This window comes from Clostridium sp. UBA1652 (assembly GCF_002320975.1).
Lineage (GTDB): Bacteria > Bacillota > Clostridia > Clostridiales > Clostridiaceae > Clostridium_T > Clostridium_T intestinale.
This window is the reverse complement of the sequence record NZ_DCLI01000040.1, coordinates 1-18578: the sequence shown is the minus strand read 5'-3', so window position 1 is coordinate 18578 and position 18578 is coordinate 1. Positions and strand designations below refer to the sequence as shown.

Here is an 18578-nt window from a genome sequence, read left to right as displayed (position 1 = left end):
TTTTTTTTTATATTTATTTATTTTTTAAAAGTATACTACTTACATACTCTATAGATCTTTCTACTCTTTTTTCTTCTGGCTCATTGTTTATTGAAAATCTTACTCTTATAGGAAACTCAATATCTATTCTTCCTGTTGATTTTATTAAATCTGATGTACTTAATACCTTCATATTAGTAGCTTTTAAGTAGTCTTGAATTATTTCTATTGATTCCCCGCTCCATCCATAAGATCCAAATGCAACCCCTACTTTGCCCTCTAAATCTATATTTTTTAGTTCTTTAAGAGTATCCTCTATATTTCCTATCATATCTCCATATCTTGTAGATGACCCAAGAAAGATTGCATCTGCATTTTTAATAGCCTCTATAGCTTCTTCTTTAGAAACTTTACTTGTATCCATAATATCAGTAGCTATATCTAAATTTTCAAGATATTCTTTAATCTTACCAGCAAATTTTTTGGTATTTGAAGTCATTGTTGAATATAACACCAAAGCTTTTTTACCTAGATCTGTGTTTTTACTTAAGACATCGTACATTTGCATATACTTCTTAGCATCTTTTCTTAATATATAACCATGTGAAGGAGCTATAATATCTATATCAATATCTTTTATCTTATTTATCATTTTTTGTACATAGGTTCTATGTGGATGCATTATTAATGAATAATATACTGAAAAATCTTCATCTATATCTTCTTTTGCTAGATCATTAAAATACTCATAATTAGCTATGTGAGTACTAAATATATCACATGGATATAATATCTTATCCTCTTCGCAGTAAGTTATCATAGTCTCTTCAGTATGAAGATATGGTGTTTCAAAAAATCTTAGAGTTTTTCCACCTATATCAAGTTTATCTCCATCTTTAACTATCAAGAAATTTCTTTTATGAAGCTTATACATCTCTTTTAACTCATATTCTGCTGGCTCTGTACAAACTATAGTTGCATTTTTAGCTTGAGCTGCAAGGCTACCTAATCCCCCTGAATGATCTGGCTCCGAATGATTTATTACTATATATTCTATTTCCATAGGATCAATCAAAGTCTTTAAGTTTTCCACATACTCTCTTCCAAAACTTATATCTACTGTATCTATTACTGTAGGTTTTTTAGTCTTAAGTAAGTAACTATTGTAAGTTGTTCCTTTTGTTAATACTAATCTATGAAATGGAACATCCCTATCATCTACTTTTCCTATCCAGTAAGTATTTTCATTAAGTTTAATATTATTATTCATATTTAATTCCTCCATATTCATTTACTCATCTTATGAACTAATCTTATATCCTTGGAGGTTTTAAAAATATGATTCAAATCAAATTTTTAATTTTTCTTCTATAATAATCAAAAGCGACTTCAATATCAAAACCCATTTTCTTATAAAGTTCAAATGCCACCTCATTATTACTATCAACATCTATTAGTATTTCATCTACATTCTTATGTCTTAATTCTATTAATATTAGTTTTAAAACTTGTTTCCCAAGTCCACTTCCCCTATATTCAGGTAATATTCCAAAGCCAAATATAGTGGCTTCTCTCTCTTCAATATATACTCCTGCTAGTCCTATGCACTCTTTTTTATATATAACCTTATATTGTACTCTGTTATCAGCTTTTAAAGACTTCATTATATAACCCTTGGCTTCCTCTTCACTTTCCCCAAAGGACCTTTTGCTAATTTCAACTAATTCTTCTAAATCTTCATCTATTGCCTCTAAAATTTTTATATCTCTATGTTCTATAGACCCTATCTCATTTAAGTTTCCTACATACTCCATACTGTACTCTGAGAATTCATATTCAGCATCTATTCCAGCCAAGCTATTCTTGGCGGATTCTGGATTAAACTCTAATACAAATACTATTTCGTCTACATCATATTGTCTAAGTTCACTTTCTGCTTCTTTAAGAAGTTCCTTAAAGTAACCTTTTCCCCTATATTTAGGCAGTATAAATCCCTGAATTTCTGCTTCCTCTGAAGTTGGTACAAACATATATAAGAAACCAATAAGTGTTTTATCATCACTATAATATAAAAAGGTATGGTTCATTTCCTTATTAAAATTCAATGAACTATCTAGATTAATATCTCTTATTATATTGTCATTTTTCTTACAAACTTTCTCTATTTTTCTTATCTCTTTGATTAGTTTTTTGTCTAATATTCCTGATTTTTTTTCTATCATAACTCTTGTACTCCCAATGTAATTCTTTTAATTTATTATCCTAATTATACTTATTTAAACTTTATCATTAGTATATAATAAAGTTGGGTAAAATAAAAATTATTGATGAAAAGAGGGTAATCTATGAAGAAGGTTTTTTATAAAATTCCTGAAGGTTTCAAAATAGGAGCCTCATCTTCTGCTTGGCAATCGGAAGGATGGAAAGGAAAAAAAGAAAATCAAGTTAGTTGGGCAGATGCTTTTTATAAAAGTGCTCCTGGCAAATGGTACGAAGGTTATGGACCCACCATTGCTACAGATTTCTATAGCAGGTATAAAGAAGACATTAAATTAATGAATAGCTTAAATCTCCAAAGTTATCGTACTTCTATAGATTGGTCCAGATTTATTGAAGACTATGATAACGTTATATTAAGTGAAGATGCCTTAAACTATTATGATGATATGATTAATGAACTTATAGAAAATAATGTTCAGCCTATTATTTGTTTAGAACATTGGGAACTTCCTGATTACTTAATACAAAAATATGGTGGTTGGGGAAGTAGAAAGGTAGTAGATCTCTATTTAAGATATGCTGAAAAAGCCTTTGAGGCCTTTTCTGATAGAGTAAAGATATGGTTTACTTTCAATGAACCTAGTGTAGTTCCTAACCTAGGTGTAGCTGAAGCTATATGGTATCCTTATAAAGTTAACTTTAAAGAATCTGTTCAGTGGAATTATCACAAAGTATTAGCTACAGCACTAACTGTTAAACTCTTTAAAGAAAAGGGATATAACAAAGATGGGGGTAAAATTGGTATAATACAAAATGTTGCTCAAGTTTATCCTAGAAGTAATAGCGAGGAAGATATTAAAGCTGCACATATGGCTGAGTTGTTTGCAGATAAAACATACTTAGATCCTTGTATAAAGGGGGAGTTTCCATCCCTTTTATTTGAAACTTTAGAAAAACATAATTGTTTACCTAGTTATACAGATGAAGACTTAGAAATAATAAAAAACAACACTGTGGATATACTTGGAGTAAATTTTTATGGACCAAATAGAGCTAAAGCAAAAGCTACAAAATGGAATGATGAAAATCCATTTAATCCTTCATATTATTTTGATAGCTGGTCTATGCCTGGAGCTACTATGAATCAATCTAGAGGATGGGAAATATATGCTAAAGCTTTCTATGATATAGCTATAAATATAAAAAATAACTATAGAAATATTGAGTGGATGATAATGGAGAACGGAATGGGAGTCCACGATGAATATAAACATAAAGATTTAAAAGGACAGATACAAGATGATTACAGAATAGACTACATTTCTGACCATCTTAGATGGCTATTTAAAGCTATAAAAGATGAAAATGCTAATTGCACCGCCTATCATATGTGGAACTTTACGGATAATGTATCTCCTATGAATGCTTTTAGAAATAGATATGGTTTTGTTGAGATAGATTTAAGTAATAATAGAAGTAGAAGAGTAAAAAAATCAGGTGAATGGATTAAAAAAGTTATTGATAGAGGCGGATTTGAATACAAATCCTTTGAAGACGAATTAAAGTAATTCTAAATTGAGAGAGCATTTTTACTAAATGCTCTCTCTTTATTTAACATCTGATACTTTTTATAAAATTCATTATTCTTATAAACTATTAGCTATGCATTTTTGCATTAATAATAGCGCCCAATATGTTTGCATCATTATTATATTTACATCTCTTTATTTCTGTTGTTAAAAATGGAGTTCCGAATTCTTCTAGTACTCTTCTAAAGTTTTTTTGTATCAATTCAAGGAACCATTCTTCTTCTGATATTCCCCCACCAACACAAATTATCTCTGGGTTATAAAAGGTTGTTATAGTCACAAGTTGAGTACTCATATTATTAATCCATTCATCTACTGACTCTTTTGCTACACTATCTCCCTTTAAGTATCTTTCTGTAACTTCATGTCCATACTTCAAGCTTTCTATTTCTTCTACCTTATTGTTATAAATTTTAATTAAGGCAGTCATAGAACAATAATCTCCCTGCCTATCTATTTTATTGGTTTTGAAATTTATAAAAGGCATATGATGAAACTCTGCTGCAAATCCATCTTTTCCATAAATAACATCCTCTGAGTTACATATACATCCGCCAGTACCTGTTCCTATTATAAGAAATGCTGAACTTTTACTTCCTTTAGCATTACCTATTTTAAGTTCACAAAGCCCTGCTGATTTGGCATCATTAATTGTCGCAACTCTTTTATTAGTTCTTCTGGCAACTTCATTATTAACATTTGTTCCATACATAATTCTTACATTAGGAGCAGCATAGGATTTTACATTGGAGTAAGCATCAATTAGACCTGGTGCACTTATTCCTATAAAGTCAATGTTTTGTAATTCTTTGCAATTAGAACATAGGTAATCATAAAATTCATCTTTAGTATCAAACTTAATTGCTGGCACTTTCCATTTTTCAACTATATGATAGTCTTCGTCTACTAAAGCATACTTTATAAAAGTTCCTCCTATATCTATTCCTAGTTGATATTTGCTCATTTTTACCCATCCCTTCAACATTAATATTTTCTTATTTATTATATCATTTCCTTATACTTACTTCTATTAGTTATAGAAATACTCAGTTTCATTTACATATACTTAATAAAGACTCAACTATAGTTGAGTCTTTATCCCTATTTATATAAAATTGTAGTATTACTCTTGAGCTTCCTGTTCACTCTTAAGGTTCAAAGAATCAACCTTTTTGAAGAATGGGAAATATATTGCAACTGAAAGTAGTAAACATATTACTTGAAGAAGAGCCATTCTCCAGCCTCCAAGAATTAAACCTGAGATTATAGGTGGAGTAGTCCAAGGAACTGTTACTCCTGTAAACAGTGGTACTAGTCCTATTCTCATTGCAAAATATGCTAATACAGCTGAAGCTGTAGGCGCTACTATAAATGGTATAAACATTAATGGATTCATAACCATTGGGAATCCAAATAGTATCGGTTCATTTATGTTAAATATTGCAGGTCCAAATGCTAACTTTCCTAAAGCTTTATTTTGTTCCGATTTAGCAATTGTAAGCATTAATATTACAAGACCTATTGTTAATCCTGAACCTGTTACTTGAACAAACGATGCATTAAATTGATCAGTTACTATGTGTCCGCCATTAGCTATTGTTAATTCTTTACCAGCATCTAATATAGCTTGGTTATCTAATCTATTAGCTGTTAATAACCCACTCATAACTCCACCAACTATAGTAGCTCCATGAACACCAAACCACCAGAAAAATGGTACAAGTGCTGTTGTTATAATTAATCCTATTAAAGAATCTGTAAATCCTTGTAGTGGTGTTTGAAGTACTTCAAATATAAAATCTATAAATGTTGTATGTAATGCATATTTAAAGAACATATAAATAAACATTGTAGCAGTTATTATTATAAGTCCTGGTATTAAAGCCGAAAATTGATTTGCTACACCTTGTGGTACTCCTGCTGGCATTTTAATTGTTATCTTCTTTGTTAAAAACCACGAATAAACCGCTCCAACTAAAAGTCCTATAATTATTGCAGTAACCATACCTTGACCACCAAGCCATGTTCTTGGAATAACTCCTGATACAACTTCACCAGTTCCTGATTTTGTGAATTGATCTAGTGTTATTAGAAATACTGAAAAAGATATTATTCCTGCTCCTAAAGGTTCATGACCTTCATTTTTAGCATACATATATGCTATACCGATTACAGCCACTACAGCCATTAACTGCATTGTTGAGTTATATACTTGGAACAATGGTTCAGTCCATCCTGCTCCAAATATTCCAGCCATCCATTCATTAAATGGTTGATATGGTATTTGCGCAAGTAATAAGAATACTGATCCTATTAAGGATACTGGTAGCGTATATACGATTCCCTCTTTAAGTGCAACTATTGCTTTTAACTCAACAAACTTCATAATTACACTAATTAACTTTTCACTACGTGTTTCTGACATATAATAAGTCCTCCTAGTTTTTATTTATTTATTTTCTGCTATAAATATTAGAACCATCTATAGCAGAATTTAATACCTTATTTATTATTTTCCTAATAATTTTAAAGCAAAATCTAAAACTTTATCACCCTTCATCATTCCATAATCAACTGAGTTAATTACATCTACTGGAACTCCTTTTTCTGAGCATAGCTTTTTAGCTGCTGGTAACTTATATCTAACTTGTGGTCCAAGTAAAGCTACATCTATTCCTTCTTCTAATTTCTTACCCATAGTTGATTCTGGAAAAGCTTCTATATCAGCCTCTACTCCCTTAGCTTTAGCTGCCTCTTTCATTTTTGCTACTAGTACACTTGTTGACATTCCTGCTGCACAAAATAGTCTGATTTTTATCATCTTTTTTTCCTCCTCGTATAATATATATTTTTACTATTAAACTAGTTTATTAACTATTTTTCTTAATTCCATAATTTGTTCTATAAGATTTTTTTCAGTTATTGTTGTCATTAAATGATCTTGCGCATGTACAAACAGTACTGATACCTCTGTTTTTTCTCCTGCTGCTTCTTTTTGTAATAAATCTGTTTGAGCATTGTGTGCTACCTCTAGTGCTTCATTCGCTTTTTCAATTAATTGATCTGCCTCTTCATAGTTTCCTTCATTTACTGCGTTTAGAGCTTCATAGGAATATCCTTTAGCATCTCCTGAGTTTATTATTATATTCATTATTACCTGTTCTAACTCACTCATTTTATTACCTCCGTCTTTTTAAATCCTTTTGTTTTTATACTCTTTTTATTAGCAACTTCTGTGCCAAAACACTAAGGAACCCAAAATATATCGTTTTCACAAGAAATGGTTGTGTAGTGTTTAAATAGATTATACTTTTTTAATTAGAGTTTAGATTTTTCAAATTTAGTGTTTAATGATTTTGATGACTGATCATCATTTTTTAATTAGTGTTTGTTTTTATGCTATTAGTGTTTAATTATTTTATTTATATATATATATTTCCCCTAAATTTTTAATAAAAATCTCATTGTATACTTTTACTTAATGGAAATTTTTGTTAAATTATTTATTTTTCACATTTTTATATAGTGTTTATTTGCTAAACTCTATATAGTACTGTTTATTTTTATAGTGTATACTATATATTAACCATATTGTTTTCAAGGAGGTCTTTAATTTGAATAAACGAGAGCTTATATTTAATAAGTTATTAGAAGTTAGTGAGGGTATAGATGCAGGAACATTATCTTCTATACTTAATATGTCTAGAGCCAATGTCAGTCATGAACTTAATTCACTATATAAGGAGGGTAAAATACATAAATCTTCGGGGAGACCAGTTCTATTTTTCCCACTTTCCACCAAAACTTCTGTTAGCAAATTGGACGTACTCATTAAAAATAATATAAGTTTGAAACAAGCTATTGAGCAGGTTAAAGCAGCTATATTATATCCGCCAAAAGGAATTCCCTCTCTATTATTAGGGGATACTGGCGTAGGTAAATCTATGATTGCTTCATTAATGTATGAGTATGCTGTTGAGATGGGTGTTAAAGAATCAAACTCTCAGTTTATTGTTTTTAACTGCGCTGATTATACTAACAATCCTCAGCTTCTTACCTCTCAGTTATTTGGGGTAAAAAAGGGTACCTATACAGGCGCAGAAGCAGATAAAGAAGGTCTAATGGAGAAAGCCAACGGTGGAGTATTATTTCTAGATGAAATTCATAGACTTCCCCCTGAAGGTCAAGAAGCATTATTTACCTTTTTGGACACGGGTACTTTTAGACGAATGGGTGATCATGAAATACGTAAATCTGATGTTCTTATAATATCTGCTACAACTGAGGATCCTAAATCAGCTCTTTTGAAAACATTTACCAGAAGAATACCTATGATTATAAGAATCCCTGCTCTTAACGAAAGATCTCTGGAGGAACGTTTCAATCTGATTAAACATTTTTTTAAGCAAGAAAGTATAAAATTAAATAGAGATATTTATGTTTCCTTAAACACAGTTCGTGCTTTATTATCATATGATTGCCCAAATAATATAGGTCAACTTAAAAGTGATATCCAATTAATTTGTGCTAAAGCTTACTCTGAATTTTTAACAAATATAAGGCATGATGTAAGAATAAATAGCGGAAGTCTCCCTCCTTTTATTAAAGAAGGGTTATATAAAGAAATAGATCATAGAGTTCTATGGAATAAGTTAGCTGGACTTGAAATAGAATTTTTTAAATTCTCCTATCAGGTATCTGATGAAGAAGAAGAATTTAATAACGATGATAATAGCATTTACCAAATAATAGAACAAAAACTTGAAAAACTAAAATCTCAAGGTATATCTAATATCGCCATAGAGAATATACTTGAAAAAGATATAACAAAACACTTTCAAAAACACATCGTTGGAATATCTGAAGAAATAAATAGAAAAAGTTTATTAACCATTATAGATGAAGATACTTTAGATTGTATTGATAAGGTTTTATATTATATTGTAAAAGCATCTAAGATAAAATTTAATAACAATATTTCAACAGCCTTAGCCTTGCACATAAATACACTAATAAAAAGGGTTAATACAAATAAAACAATAACTAATCCTGAATTATCTAAAATAAAAGAACTATATCCTAAAGAGTTTGAAATTGCCCTTAATGCTAAGAAAATAATAGAAAAACATATCCATCACGATATAACAGAAGATGAGGCTGGCTACTTAGCAATATTCTTATTACCAGAAGACACATTTACAAATAAAGATAATAAAGTTGGAATAATATTAATTGCTCATGGAGATTCTACTGCTACCTCAATGGCAAATGTAGCTAATAAACTTTTGGGTGAAAATCATGTTATAGGTATTAATGCACCACTAGACATAAGCCCATTTAAAGTTTTAGAAGAACTTAAAGAAGTTGTGAAGAAAGATAAAGATTCAAATTCTTTAAAAGAATACTTACTTCTTGTAGATATGGGATCACTAACTACATTTTCAGAAGCTATAACTAAAGAGTTTGACGTTTCTACTAAGGTAATACCATTAGTATCTACACTACATGTTTTGGAAGCTGCAAGAAAGGCGCTTTTAGGATTTTCACTAAACGATATTTATAAGGAAGTATTGTCCGTAAATCAATATTTTGAGGTAGATAGGTCGAAAGTGCCGGTTAAAACAAATCTAAATAAAATAGCAATAATAACTGCATGTTTAACTGGTGAAGGTGGCTCTATAGCTCTTAAAAGCTTTTTAAATAAAAATCTCAGATATGATAAAGATGTATTTGAAATAATACCACTTAACTGTTTAGACAGAAATTATTTCAAACAAAAATTACTTAAAATCCAAGAAGAAAAGGAAATTCTATTTATAGTATCATCCCTTCCTGTTGATCTAGATATAAAACAATACAGTATGTATGATGTTATAAATATGAAGGTAATGAATGAACTTCAAGAAAATGTTGATATCAAAACTACCTTATTAAAAATGCCTTTAATAATTAAAGAAAATGTAGATAATCTAGAAGGTAGCGAACTATATAATGATATTCTTACATTATTAGAAAAACTCCAAGTTAGCTTATCTATAAAACTTAAGGAAGAAAGCTTAGTTGGAATAATTCTTCATTTAGCATTTATGATAAGTAGATTAATAAAAGGGGATAACTCTATTGAGTATCCTGAAAAAGAGGAGTTTATAAGAGAAAATAAAAATTCTTACGATAAGATATATGAAAACCTTATGTTCCTCCAAGAAAAGTATTCTATTGAAATACCAGATAATGAAATGTGTTATATAACTAATTTCTTCTTAGAAAAGTAATATAAGAAAAAACCCCTACTATATTAATTACTCTTTAATATAGTAGGAGTTTTTATACTTTCTACATACTTTCCATGGTCTTATATTTTTCACACTTCTTCTTTTCTTTAGATGGTTTTACTATTAAAAATATATATGATAATAAAGCAAGTCCTATACATATAGCTGATCCTATGTACACCTGTGAAAAGCTACCTTTTTCAATCAAAATCCCCCAAATAGTTGCCCCTATAAAAAAGCCTATATCCATAGCTGAGAAAAATGTTGCATTAGCAGCACCTCTACGATCTGGCGAACAATTTGATACTGCTATAGAGTTAAGCGATGGTTGCGCTGCACTATACCCTAATCCATATATAGCTCCCACAAACAATATTGTCAAAATATTGGATGAAAATGCTAATATTATAAATGAAATAATAACTGTACTTAACCCAACTATTATAATTTTATTTAATCCGAATTTATGTGTTAATCTATCTGCTATAGTTCTCCCAACTAAAAAGAAAATAGCATATACTGTGAAAAATAGTCCTATATTCTCTATATTTTTTTCTTTTGCATAAGATGGTAAAAAGGTAAATAAACTAGAAATCGTAAACAAAATAAAAAACACTACTATAGATGCTGGTATGGCACTGCTTTCAAATAAATCTAACTTCTTTTTTCCACCCTCAAGACTATATTTCTCATCCTTTATTTCTTTTATATCCTTATCTTTCTTTTCATAGTTAAGAAATAAGGAAAACATTATAGCTAAAACTCCAAATAAAGTTGCTCCATAAAAGAATATACTATAATTAAAATTACCTATTAGATATAATCCTAATGATGGTCCAACAGCCGTAGCTATTGTTGCTGCAGTCCCGCTTAATCCAACACCTTGACTCAATCTAGATTTAGGAACTATATCTGAAATAACCGTACCAATTGCCGTACTTTGAGCACTTAACCCAATACCATGTATTATTCTTAAAAACAATAAGAGTACTACTGATGAAATTAATGTATAAGATAGAGATACTAACGAAAGTATACTGACACCAATAAGTAAAACTAACTTTCTGCTCTTATTATCTATTATGTTTCCAAATAAAGGACGAAATAATAATGCAGACAAAGAAAATATACCAGTAAGTAATCCTACACTAGACTTGCTACCTCCTATATACTCTACATAAAGAGGCATAGTTGAATTTAGCATGTTCATTATTACACTTGAAAAAAAATTTATTGATAATATTAGTATTAAATCTTTTGTCCATAATCTCTTGTTACTCGATACTGCTTTTTTATCCATAAGTATAAAATTCCTCCTAGTATAAATTTACCGTATATATTCATTATAAATATATAAAAAAGAAGATGGTTTTCTAAATATGAAAACCATCTCTTATACTAAGAAGATTAACTTTTATTTCTTCATTTTTAAGGCTTTTTCTAATACCTTAGGTCCATTACACATTCCATAATCTACTGAATCTATAACCTCAACAGGCACACCTAATTTAGCTCCTTTTTCCTTCATAACATCTAATTGGAATCTAATTTGTGGTCCTATTAATGCAACATCAGCTTTAGGAAGATTTCTATCTACAGAATCAGTTGATACTGCCCATATAGTTGCCTCTATTCCTTTTTCTTTTGCCGCCTTTTCCATTTTAGTTACTAATAAACTTGTTGACATTCCTGCTGAACAGATTAATAAAATATTCATTTATATCACCTCATAATTTATTTATTATTAAATTTATTTGTATTCAAAATTAAAATCATCAAACTCAAATGTTCTTTTTTCAGATAGTTCTTTGTACCAATAACCTGATTTTTTCATATTTCTATTTCTGTTATCTTCTAAATTTATTTCCACTAGGCCATATCTATTTTTAAAAGCATTTTGTGGAGATACATTATCAGTAAATGCCCAAAGCATATATCCTGTACAATTAGAACCTTCTTCTATTCCTTTTATTAGCCATCTTAAATGATCAGATATAAATTCAATTCTATAGTCGTCTTGAATTATTCCTTCTTCATTTTTATACTTATGCTCATTTTCTACACCCATACCATTTTCAGCAATGAACCATTCAATATTGCCATATTCATTTTTCACTCTCATTGCGAAATCATACATAAGTTTAGGATATATCTCCCATCCTCTAAATGGATTCATCTTTCTTCCTTGAAGTTCATGTTTATCATAAAAATACTCTGGGTGGAATGGTGTATTTGGATTCCAAGCTAAATTTTTAGCCTTTACTCTTGTAGGAGCATATAAATTAACCCCAAGAATATCTATTGTATTGTCCTTAATTATTTGTAACTCTTCTTCTGTATATTCAAAACAGCAGTTATGTTCTTTTAATATTTCAAAAAGTTCTGCTGGGATTTCCCCTTTTATAGATGGATCTAAGAAAATCCTATTGAAGAATAAATCAAATTTTTCAGCTGCTTCAACATCATGTTTTGCTGTTGATCTTGGATAACAAACATCTGGATTTAATATAACTCCAATTTTTCCTCCATCTTTATTATATCCACCTTCTTTATATACCTTAACAGCCTTTGCTGTTGCCAAAATCTTATTGTAATTCCATTGCATAGCTGTTTGAGTATCTTGTTTAAATGGATATCTTATACTATCTAAAAATACTCTTGTTTGAACTACTATAGGCTCATTAAAAGTATACCATTGTTTAACCTTATGAGAATATCTCTTAAAAGCTTCTTCAACATACTTAATATATAAATCTACAACATGTTTAGAACCCCATCCACCATACTTTATGAATAATTCTGCTGGAAGTTCATAATGCTCTAAACATAACATAGGTTCTATTCCATTTGCAATTAATTCATCTATAAGATTATCATAATATTCTGCTGCTACTTCACTTACCTCTGCAGTTTCATAATTAATTATGAATCTTGACCAATCTATAGACGTTCTATAGGAATGTAATCCTGCTTTTTTCATTAATTGGACGTCTTCTTTATACCTATTATAAAAATCTGTTGCTACAGTAGGGCCATATCCATTATGCCATAGTTCTGGAGTCGATTTATACCAAAGATCCATATAAGAATCTTGACCTTCTTCTTTTCCATCCCAACCTTCTGTTTGCCAAGCTGAAGCTGCTGCTCCAATATAAAAATTGTCTGGTAATTTATATTGTCTCTTACTCATTTTTTCTCCTCCTATGATTCTTATTGCTTATCTAGTGTTTCCCATATTCCAGTTAAATACATTGCGCCAAGAGCTCTATCATATAATCCATAACCTGGCTTTCCTGTTTCTCCCCATATCATTCTTCCATGATCGGGTCTAATATATCCAGTGAAACCATTATTGTTTAAGGTTTTTACTATATCTACTATATCTAAAGATCCGCATTTCGAATAATGTGCAGACTCCTCAAAGCTTCCATCATTAAGAAGTTTCACATTTCTTATATGCATAAAATGAATTTTTCCTCTTTTAGAAAACTCGTCTATTATATCAACAACATCATTTTTACTTGAACATCCTAGAGAACCAGTACATACAGTTAATCCATTACTAGGACTATCATAAATACTAACTAATCTTTCTAAACTTTCTTTTCCTGTTATTATCCTAGGAAGACCAAATATAGGCCATGGTGGATCATCCGGATGTATAGCCATTTTAATGTCGCATTGTTCTGCTACAGGTATTATCTGTTTCAAAAAATACTCCAGATTACTCCAAAGATCCTCTTGAGATATTTTAGAATACTCGTCAAATAACTCCCTTAAATCTTCTATTTTATAAGATGAATCCCATCCTGGTAAAGATAGTCCTCCATCTAAAGGATTAAGTTTATCAACCTGTTCCTTATAATAAACTAGAGTTGTAGATCCATCTTCTAATTCTTTATCTAATTGGCTTCTTGTCCAATCAAAGACAGGCATAAAATTGTAGCATATAACCTTTATTCCACACTTAGATAGGTTTTTAATGGTTTCTTTATAATTTTCTATAAACTTTTCTCTAGATGGTAAACCTAGTTTTATATCTTCATGAACTGGAACACTTTCTATTACTTCAAGTGTTAATCCATCTTTTTCTATCAATTCTTTTAACTCTTTTATTTTATTTATTGGCCATACTTCTCCAACCGGTATATTGTAAAGTGCACTAACTATTCCTTTTACATTTGGTATTTGCCTTATATTCTTAAGAGTTACTGGATCAGCTTCTCCATACCATCTAAATGTCATCTTCATGCTTATGCCTCCTTCTTTATATGGTATTATTTTTTATTATGGCTAATCTTATATGTGATTAGCCATAATATTTTTTTATTTTTAAGCTTCTGCCTCTATTAACATGTTCTCTTCTTCAACCTTTTGCTTATCCCAAACCTTAACGAATGGTAGATATATTAATACAGATAAAGCAATTGCAATTACTTGTAAAATTACTGCTCTAAAGTCTCCATTTGTAGCTAAGAATCCTGAAATTGGTGCTGGAACAGTCCAAGGAATAGCTACACCAGCTGGTTTGCTTACTAGATTTAATGCCATAGCTGCATAAGTTAATATACCTATTGATAAGTTTGATAAAACGAATGGTATCATCATTATTGGGTTCATAACTATTGGAACACCAAATATTATTGGTTCAGATATGTTGAATATTGCTGGTGCTATTGCTAATCTACTTAATGTTTTTAATTGTTGTGATCTACCTACTATAAATATAGCTATTACAAGACCTATAGCAGCTCCACAACCTCCTATGTTAACAAAGTTATCGTAGAATTGTTTTGTTACTATGTTAGGAAGTGCTTGCCCTGCTTCTAATGCTAATCTGTTTTGATCCATAGCTGGAAGTAAAACTGAATCCATAACTCCGAAAACAACACGAGTACCATGAATACCTAATGACCAGAAGAACATATATAGGAATATTGTAGCTATCATTCCACCAAAAGATAAACCTACTTTAGATAAAGGTGAACCAACAAATTTTGTTATAAAGTTAAATACATTACCATAAGTAGTTGCTTCAAATCCTAAACGGATAAAGAAGAATAAAGTTATAATTATAAGACCTGGTGTAATTGCTGCAAAAGACTTTGATACTGCTGGAGGTACTGACTCAGGCATTTTAATAACCCAATTTTTCTTGATTACATATATAAATATTTCAGTAGAAATAATTGCAGTGAATATTGCAACTATTAGTCCACCTGCACCTAAGTTTGCAGTTTGCCAAACTCTACCTAAGTTTAAAGTTGAGCCATCAGCTAGTTTGCTGTTTATAGTTAATACTGGAATAAGAAGTAAAAATGATGCTAAAGCTACTGCTCCTGCTGATACACCATCAACATCCTTATCTTTAGCTATCTGATATGAAACTGAGAATACAGAAAGCACTGCAACGATATCAAAAGTTACACGAGTTGGATATAATATTTTTGCTACAAATCCATCTCCAAATATGCCATTTATAAAGTCGTTATAGCCTGCTATAGGAACATTTCCTAAAATCATGAATATAGATCCTATTATAATAAGAGGCATTGTTATAGCTAAACCATCACGTAGCGCTCTTATGTGCCTTTGTCCTGCTATTTTAGCAGCCTTAGGCATTATTTTTCTTTCTAAAAAATCGATAAATTTGTTTCCCATTATAATTCCTCCTAAAAATTTGTTTTATATTAATTAATAAATAGTACCACCTTTAATTCCCGAAGTTGCATTAGCCGTATAAAGACCTAATACTCCACTTTTAAATCTCGGTTCATAATCTTTTAAATGTTTTAACCTATCAGATATAATCTTATCGATTTCATCCGATGAAAGTTTACCCTCTTCGGTCCCAACTATATTTATTGTCCTGTTCTCTATATCAATTTCTATTAAATCCCCATCTTCAACGATGCTTATTGGACCTTTACTGGCTGCTTCTGGGGAGACATGGCCTATTGCAGGTCCTCTTGTAGCTCCTGAAAATCTTCCATCTGTTATAAGTGCTACTGATGAATTTAATTCCTCATCTGAAGCTATTGCCTCAGTTGTATAGAACATTTCAGGCATTCCACTTCCTCTTGGTCCTTCATATCTTATTATTACAGCATCGCCTGGTTTAATTAATTTTTCTATTACCGCTTTAAAAGCATCTTCCTCACAATTAAAAACTCTTGATTTAAGTGTTACATTCCACATAGTTTTAGGTATTGCTGAGTGTTTTATAACACAACCCTCTGGTGCAATATTTCCTTTTAATACTGAAACTGAACCGCCTTCATATAGTGGTTTATCTATTGGATATATAACACTATCTTTATCAAAATTCTTTTTAGTTTGAGTAATCTCCTCATAAGAAACTTGTGAATTAAATTTTTCTAAATTTTCTCCCAAGGTTTCTCCAGTAACAGTCATAACGTTTAAATTAAGATATTTCTTAAGCTTACTCATAATAAAGGGAATTCCTCCACTATGATATATATATTCTGCTGGCCAATGTCCACTTGGTCTTACATTTAGTATGTAAGGAACTTTCCTATGGATTTTATCAAAATCCTCAGCAGTAATTTCTATTCCTAATTGTTTAGCTATAGCTGGTATATGGAGCATAGCATTTGTTGATCCTCCAATAGCAGCATGTATTATAATTGCATTTTCAAAAGCCTCTCTAGTCAATATATCCTTAGCAGTAATTCCTTTTTCAATTAAATTTAATACAGCTTCAGAAGACTTTTTCGTATATTCTTCTAAGACCTTTGAACTTCCTGGTAATAATGCTGCACCAGGCAAAGTTAAGCCTAATGCTTCAGCTAAAGTTTGCATTGTAGCTGCAGTTCCCATAAATGAGCAAGCTCCACATCCTGGGCAAGCATTTTCTTTATAAAAATCATATTTTTCCTTACTTATTTCTCCTCTTTTTTCCATGGCACTATAAGTACCAATTTGATTTAAAGTAAGTAATTCTGGACCTGCTCCCATTACACCACCTGGCATAACCACTGCCGGTATATTGAGTCTAGCTATAGCAACTAAATGTGCTGGCAGCCCCTTGTCACAACTTGATATAAATAATCCTCCATCAAAGGGTGTAGCTCCATAGTGTATTTCAATTAAGTTAGCTATTATTTCTCTAGACACTAAAGAATAATTCATTCCATCATGTCCTTGAGCTTGCCCATCACATATATCAGTTCCATAATAATCTGATGGAGAAGCATTTAGTGTAGTTAGCTTTTTTATAGCTACTTCTACTAACTTATTTAAATGGACACTTCCCGGATGGCTCTTTCCAAAGGTGCTCTCTATTAAAATCTGTGTTTTAGATAAATCGTTCTTTTTCCAGCCCATTCCTAATCTTAAGGAGTCCATTTCTGGTGCCCCTAATCTTATTTCTTGTGATTTTAACATTAAAATCCCCTCTATCTATTAATTTCTATCTTCATATCAGCTATACTTTTTATATTTTCTTCTGATACATGCATTTGGTCGCCTTTTATTGTGCACTTTAATGTAGCTGCGCCAACACCAAAGTTGATAGCTTCTTGTAATGAATACTTTTTCATAAGTGAGTATATAATCCCAGCTACAAAAGCATCTCCACTTCCTATTCTCTCTATCATCCTAGTTTTAAGTGTAATAGAGTCGTAAAGTTTATCTGAATAAGCATATGCATGATAGCTATTATTATCTTGAGTGTCATTTTTTCTCTCTGTATGAAATATATATTTAAAGTCGTATAATTCCTTGATAGCTTTCATTCTTTCTTCAATATCTTGAATACTTGATTTTTCTCTGCTAAATAAATCATAATCATTTTCTGATGCTTTAATAGGCTCTATTCCAAAACAAATATCTACATTTGGAGCAATTTCACTTAGGAAATCCTTAGCCTCTTTTACCCCCCACATCTTAGATCTATAATTTAAATCCATGGAGATGGTAATTCCTCTTGCTTTAGCTTCACATATTAACTCTTTCAAAACTTCTCTTACATTTTCACTAACAGCAGCTGTTATTCCACTAAAATGAAACCAAGTTATTCCTTCAAGAATTGAATTAAAATCTATATCTTTTTTCTCTAGCTGAGAAAAGCTTGAGTGCTTTCTGTCGTATATAACTGAACTTGCTCTAATGCCAGTACCTCTCTCTGAGAAGTACATACCCATCTTTTCACCTTTTCTTATAACCTTTTCGGTATTAACTCCCATACCTTTAAAGTATCCTTCAACATCTTTACATAAATCATTATCTGGAATAGCTGAAAGTATGTAAGAATCTATACCTAAACCTGAGAGCATAGTCACTATATTTGCTTCTGAGCCACCATAATAATACTCCATGATATTACCGTTAAAATATGTATTATTCTCTTTAGGAGTAAATCTTATTAATATTTCTCCAAAGGCTAGAAACTTATCCATCTTTTCACCTTGTATAATGAACATGTAGTAAAATTCATTATACTTTTCCTTTCTTAATATTTTTTACTATACTTAACATAAGACGCTGTGGATTAGTT

Annotated in this window: 15 protein-coding genes; 2 read left to right on the top strand and 13 right to left on the bottom strand. The window is 30.5% G+C overall.

The window, feature by feature from the left end; translation table 11 throughout:
- Window positions 1-13: 13 nt before the first annotated feature.
- A complete protein-coding gene (locus tag B3N22_RS07060; RefSeq protein ID WP_286905817.1) occupies window positions 14-1249 on the bottom strand; it encodes an FprA family A-type flavoprotein in 1236 nt (411 codons plus the stop codon).
- 73 nt (window positions 1250-1322) lie between these two features.
- Window positions 1323-2201, bottom strand: a complete 879-nt coding sequence (locus tag B3N22_RS07055; protein WP_286905814.1) for a GNAT family N-acetyltransferase — start codon at window positions 2199-2201, stop codon at window positions 1323-1325.
- A gap of 123 nt (window positions 2202-2324) precedes the next feature.
- Between B3N22_RS07055 and B3N22_RS07050 the strand changes: the two genes are divergently transcribed.
- Window positions 2325-3767 (top strand): glycoside hydrolase family 1 protein, encoded by a 1443-nt coding sequence (locus tag B3N22_RS07050; RefSeq protein WP_286905812.1) that lies wholly within the window; start codon window positions 2325-2327, stop codon window positions 3765-3767.
- A gap of 88 nt (window positions 3768-3855) precedes the next feature.
- Here the strand turns inward: B3N22_RS07050 and B3N22_RS07045 are convergent, their stop codons facing one another.
- The 4 genes from B3N22_RS07045 to B3N22_RS07030 all read right to left on the bottom strand — a co-directional run bounded on the left by B3N22_RS07045 (window position 3856) and on the right by B3N22_RS07030 (window position 6963).
- A complete protein-coding gene (locus B3N22_RS07045) occupies window positions 3856-4752 on the bottom strand; it encodes an ROK family protein (protein ID WP_286905810.1) in 897 nt (298 codons plus the stop codon).
- A 159-nt stretch (window positions 4753-4911) separates the two neighbouring features.
- Window positions 4912-6213 carry a PTS sugar transporter subunit IIC gene (locus tag B3N22_RS07040; protein ID WP_286905808.1) on the bottom strand — a complete coding sequence of 434 codons (1302 nt, stop codon included), beginning with the start codon at window positions 6211-6213 and terminating at the stop codon, window positions 4912-4914.
- Window positions 6214-6297: 84 nt separating this feature from the next.
- Entirely contained in the window at window positions 6298-6609 is a 312-nt protein-coding gene (locus B3N22_RS07035; RefSeq protein WP_286905797.1) for a PTS sugar transporter subunit IIB, read from the bottom strand.
- Window positions 6610-6645: 36 nt separating this feature from the next.
- Window positions 6646-6963, bottom strand: coding sequence for a PTS sugar transporter subunit IIA (locus B3N22_RS07030; protein ID WP_286905794.1), 318 nt, complete (start codon window positions 6961-6963; stop codon window positions 6646-6648).
- 439 nt (window positions 6964-7402) lie between these two features.
- On the opposite strand from B3N22_RS07030, the gene B3N22_RS07025 reads away from it, so the two are divergent.
- Complete coding sequence (locus tag B3N22_RS07025) at window positions 7403-10060, top strand: sigma-54-dependent transcriptional regulator (RefSeq protein ID WP_286905792.1); 2658 nt, start codon at window positions 7403-7405, stop codon at window positions 10058-10060.
- A gap of 61 nt (window positions 10061-10121) precedes the next feature.
- Here B3N22_RS07025 and B3N22_RS07020 read toward each other — a convergent pair whose 3' ends face one another.
- From B3N22_RS07020 to B3N22_RS06990, 7 genes are all read right to left on the bottom strand, one after another.
- A complete protein-coding gene (locus tag B3N22_RS07020; protein WP_286905790.1) occupies window positions 10122-11360 on the bottom strand; it encodes an MFS transporter in 1239 nt (412 codons plus the stop codon).
- Between the two features lie 114 nt (window positions 11361-11474).
- The gene (locus B3N22_RS07015) at window positions 11475-11777 is read right to left on the bottom strand and encodes a PTS sugar transporter subunit IIB (RefSeq protein WP_181601864.1); all 303 of its coding nucleotides are present in this window, start codon (window positions 11775-11777) and stop codon (window positions 11475-11477) included.
- A 33-nt stretch (window positions 11778-11810) separates the two neighbouring features.
- Window positions 11811-13250, bottom strand: coding sequence for a glycoside hydrolase family 1 protein (locus tag B3N22_RS07010; RefSeq protein WP_286905786.1), 1440 nt, complete (start codon window positions 13248-13250; stop codon window positions 11811-11813).
- Window positions 13251-13270: 20 nt separating this feature from the next.
- Window positions 13271-14311, bottom strand: a complete 1041-nt coding sequence (gene uxuA / locus B3N22_RS07005) for a mannonate dehydratase (protein ID WP_286905785.1) — start codon at window positions 14309-14311, stop codon at window positions 13271-13273.
- Window positions 14312-14392: 81 nt separating this feature from the next.
- Entirely contained in the window at window positions 14393-15721 is a 1329-nt protein-coding gene (gene celB, locus B3N22_RS07000) for a PTS cellobiose transporter subunit IIC (protein ID WP_286905783.1), read from the bottom strand.
- Between the two features lie 33 nt (window positions 15722-15754).
- Window positions 15755-17467 (bottom strand): dihydroxy-acid dehydratase, encoded by a 1713-nt coding sequence (gene ilvD / locus B3N22_RS06995; RefSeq protein ID WP_286905781.1) that lies wholly within the window; start codon window positions 17465-17467, stop codon window positions 15755-15757.
- 11 nt (window positions 17468-17478) lie between these two features.
- Entirely contained in the window at window positions 17479-18480 is a 1002-nt protein-coding gene (locus B3N22_RS06990) for a sugar kinase (RefSeq protein WP_286905779.1), read from the bottom strand.
- Window positions 18481-18578: the final 98 nt, after the last annotated feature.

Coding starts and splice junctions, on each gene's coding strand:
- B3N22_RS07050 (WP_286905812.1), top strand. CDS start 2,325: ATGAAGAAGGTTTTTTATAAAATTCCTGAAGGTTTCAAAATAGGAGCC.
- B3N22_RS07040 (WP_286905808.1), bottom strand. CDS start 6,213: ATGTCAGAAACACGTAGTGAAAAGTTAATTAGTGTAATTATGAAGTTT.
- B3N22_RS07030 (WP_286905794.1), bottom strand. CDS start 6,963: ATGAGTGAGTTAGAACAGGTAATAATGAATATAATAATAAACTCAGGA.
- B3N22_RS07015 (WP_181601864.1), bottom strand. CDS start 11,777: ATGAATATTTTATTAATCTGTTCAGCAGGAATGTCAACAAGTTTATTA.
- B3N22_RS07055 (WP_286905814.1), bottom strand. CDS start 2,201: ATGATAGAAAAAAAATCAGGAATATTAGACAAAAAACTAATCAAAGAG.
- B3N22_RS07035 (WP_286905797.1), bottom strand. CDS start 6,609: ATGATAAAAATCAGACTATTTTGTGCAGCAGGAATGTCAACAAGTGTA.
- uxuA (WP_286905785.1), bottom strand. CDS start 14,311: ATGAAGATGACATTTAGATGGTATGGAGAAGCTGATCCAGTAACTCTT.
- B3N22_RS07020 (WP_286905790.1), bottom strand. CDS start 11,360: ATGGATAAAAAAGCAGTATCGAGTAACAAGAGATTATGGACAAAAGAT.
- B3N22_RS07060 (WP_286905817.1), bottom strand. CDS start 1,249: ATGAATAATAATATTAAACTTAATGAAAATACTTACTGGATAGGAAAA.
- celB (WP_286905783.1), bottom strand. CDS start 15,721: ATGGGAAACAAATTTATCGATTTTTTAGAAAGAAAAATAATGCCTAAG.
- ilvD (WP_286905781.1), bottom strand. CDS start 17,467: ATGTTAAAATCACAAGAAATAAGATTAGGGGCACCAGAAATGGACTCC.
- B3N22_RS06990 (WP_286905779.1), bottom strand. CDS start 18,480: ATGGATAAGTTTCTAGCCTTTGGAGAAATATTAATAAGATTTACTCCT.
- B3N22_RS07010 (WP_286905786.1), bottom strand. CDS start 13,250: ATGAGTAAGAGACAATATAAATTACCAGACAATTTTTATATTGGAGCA.
- B3N22_RS07045 (WP_286905810.1), bottom strand. CDS start 4,752: ATGAGCAAATATCAACTAGGAATAGATATAGGAGGAACTTTTATAAAG.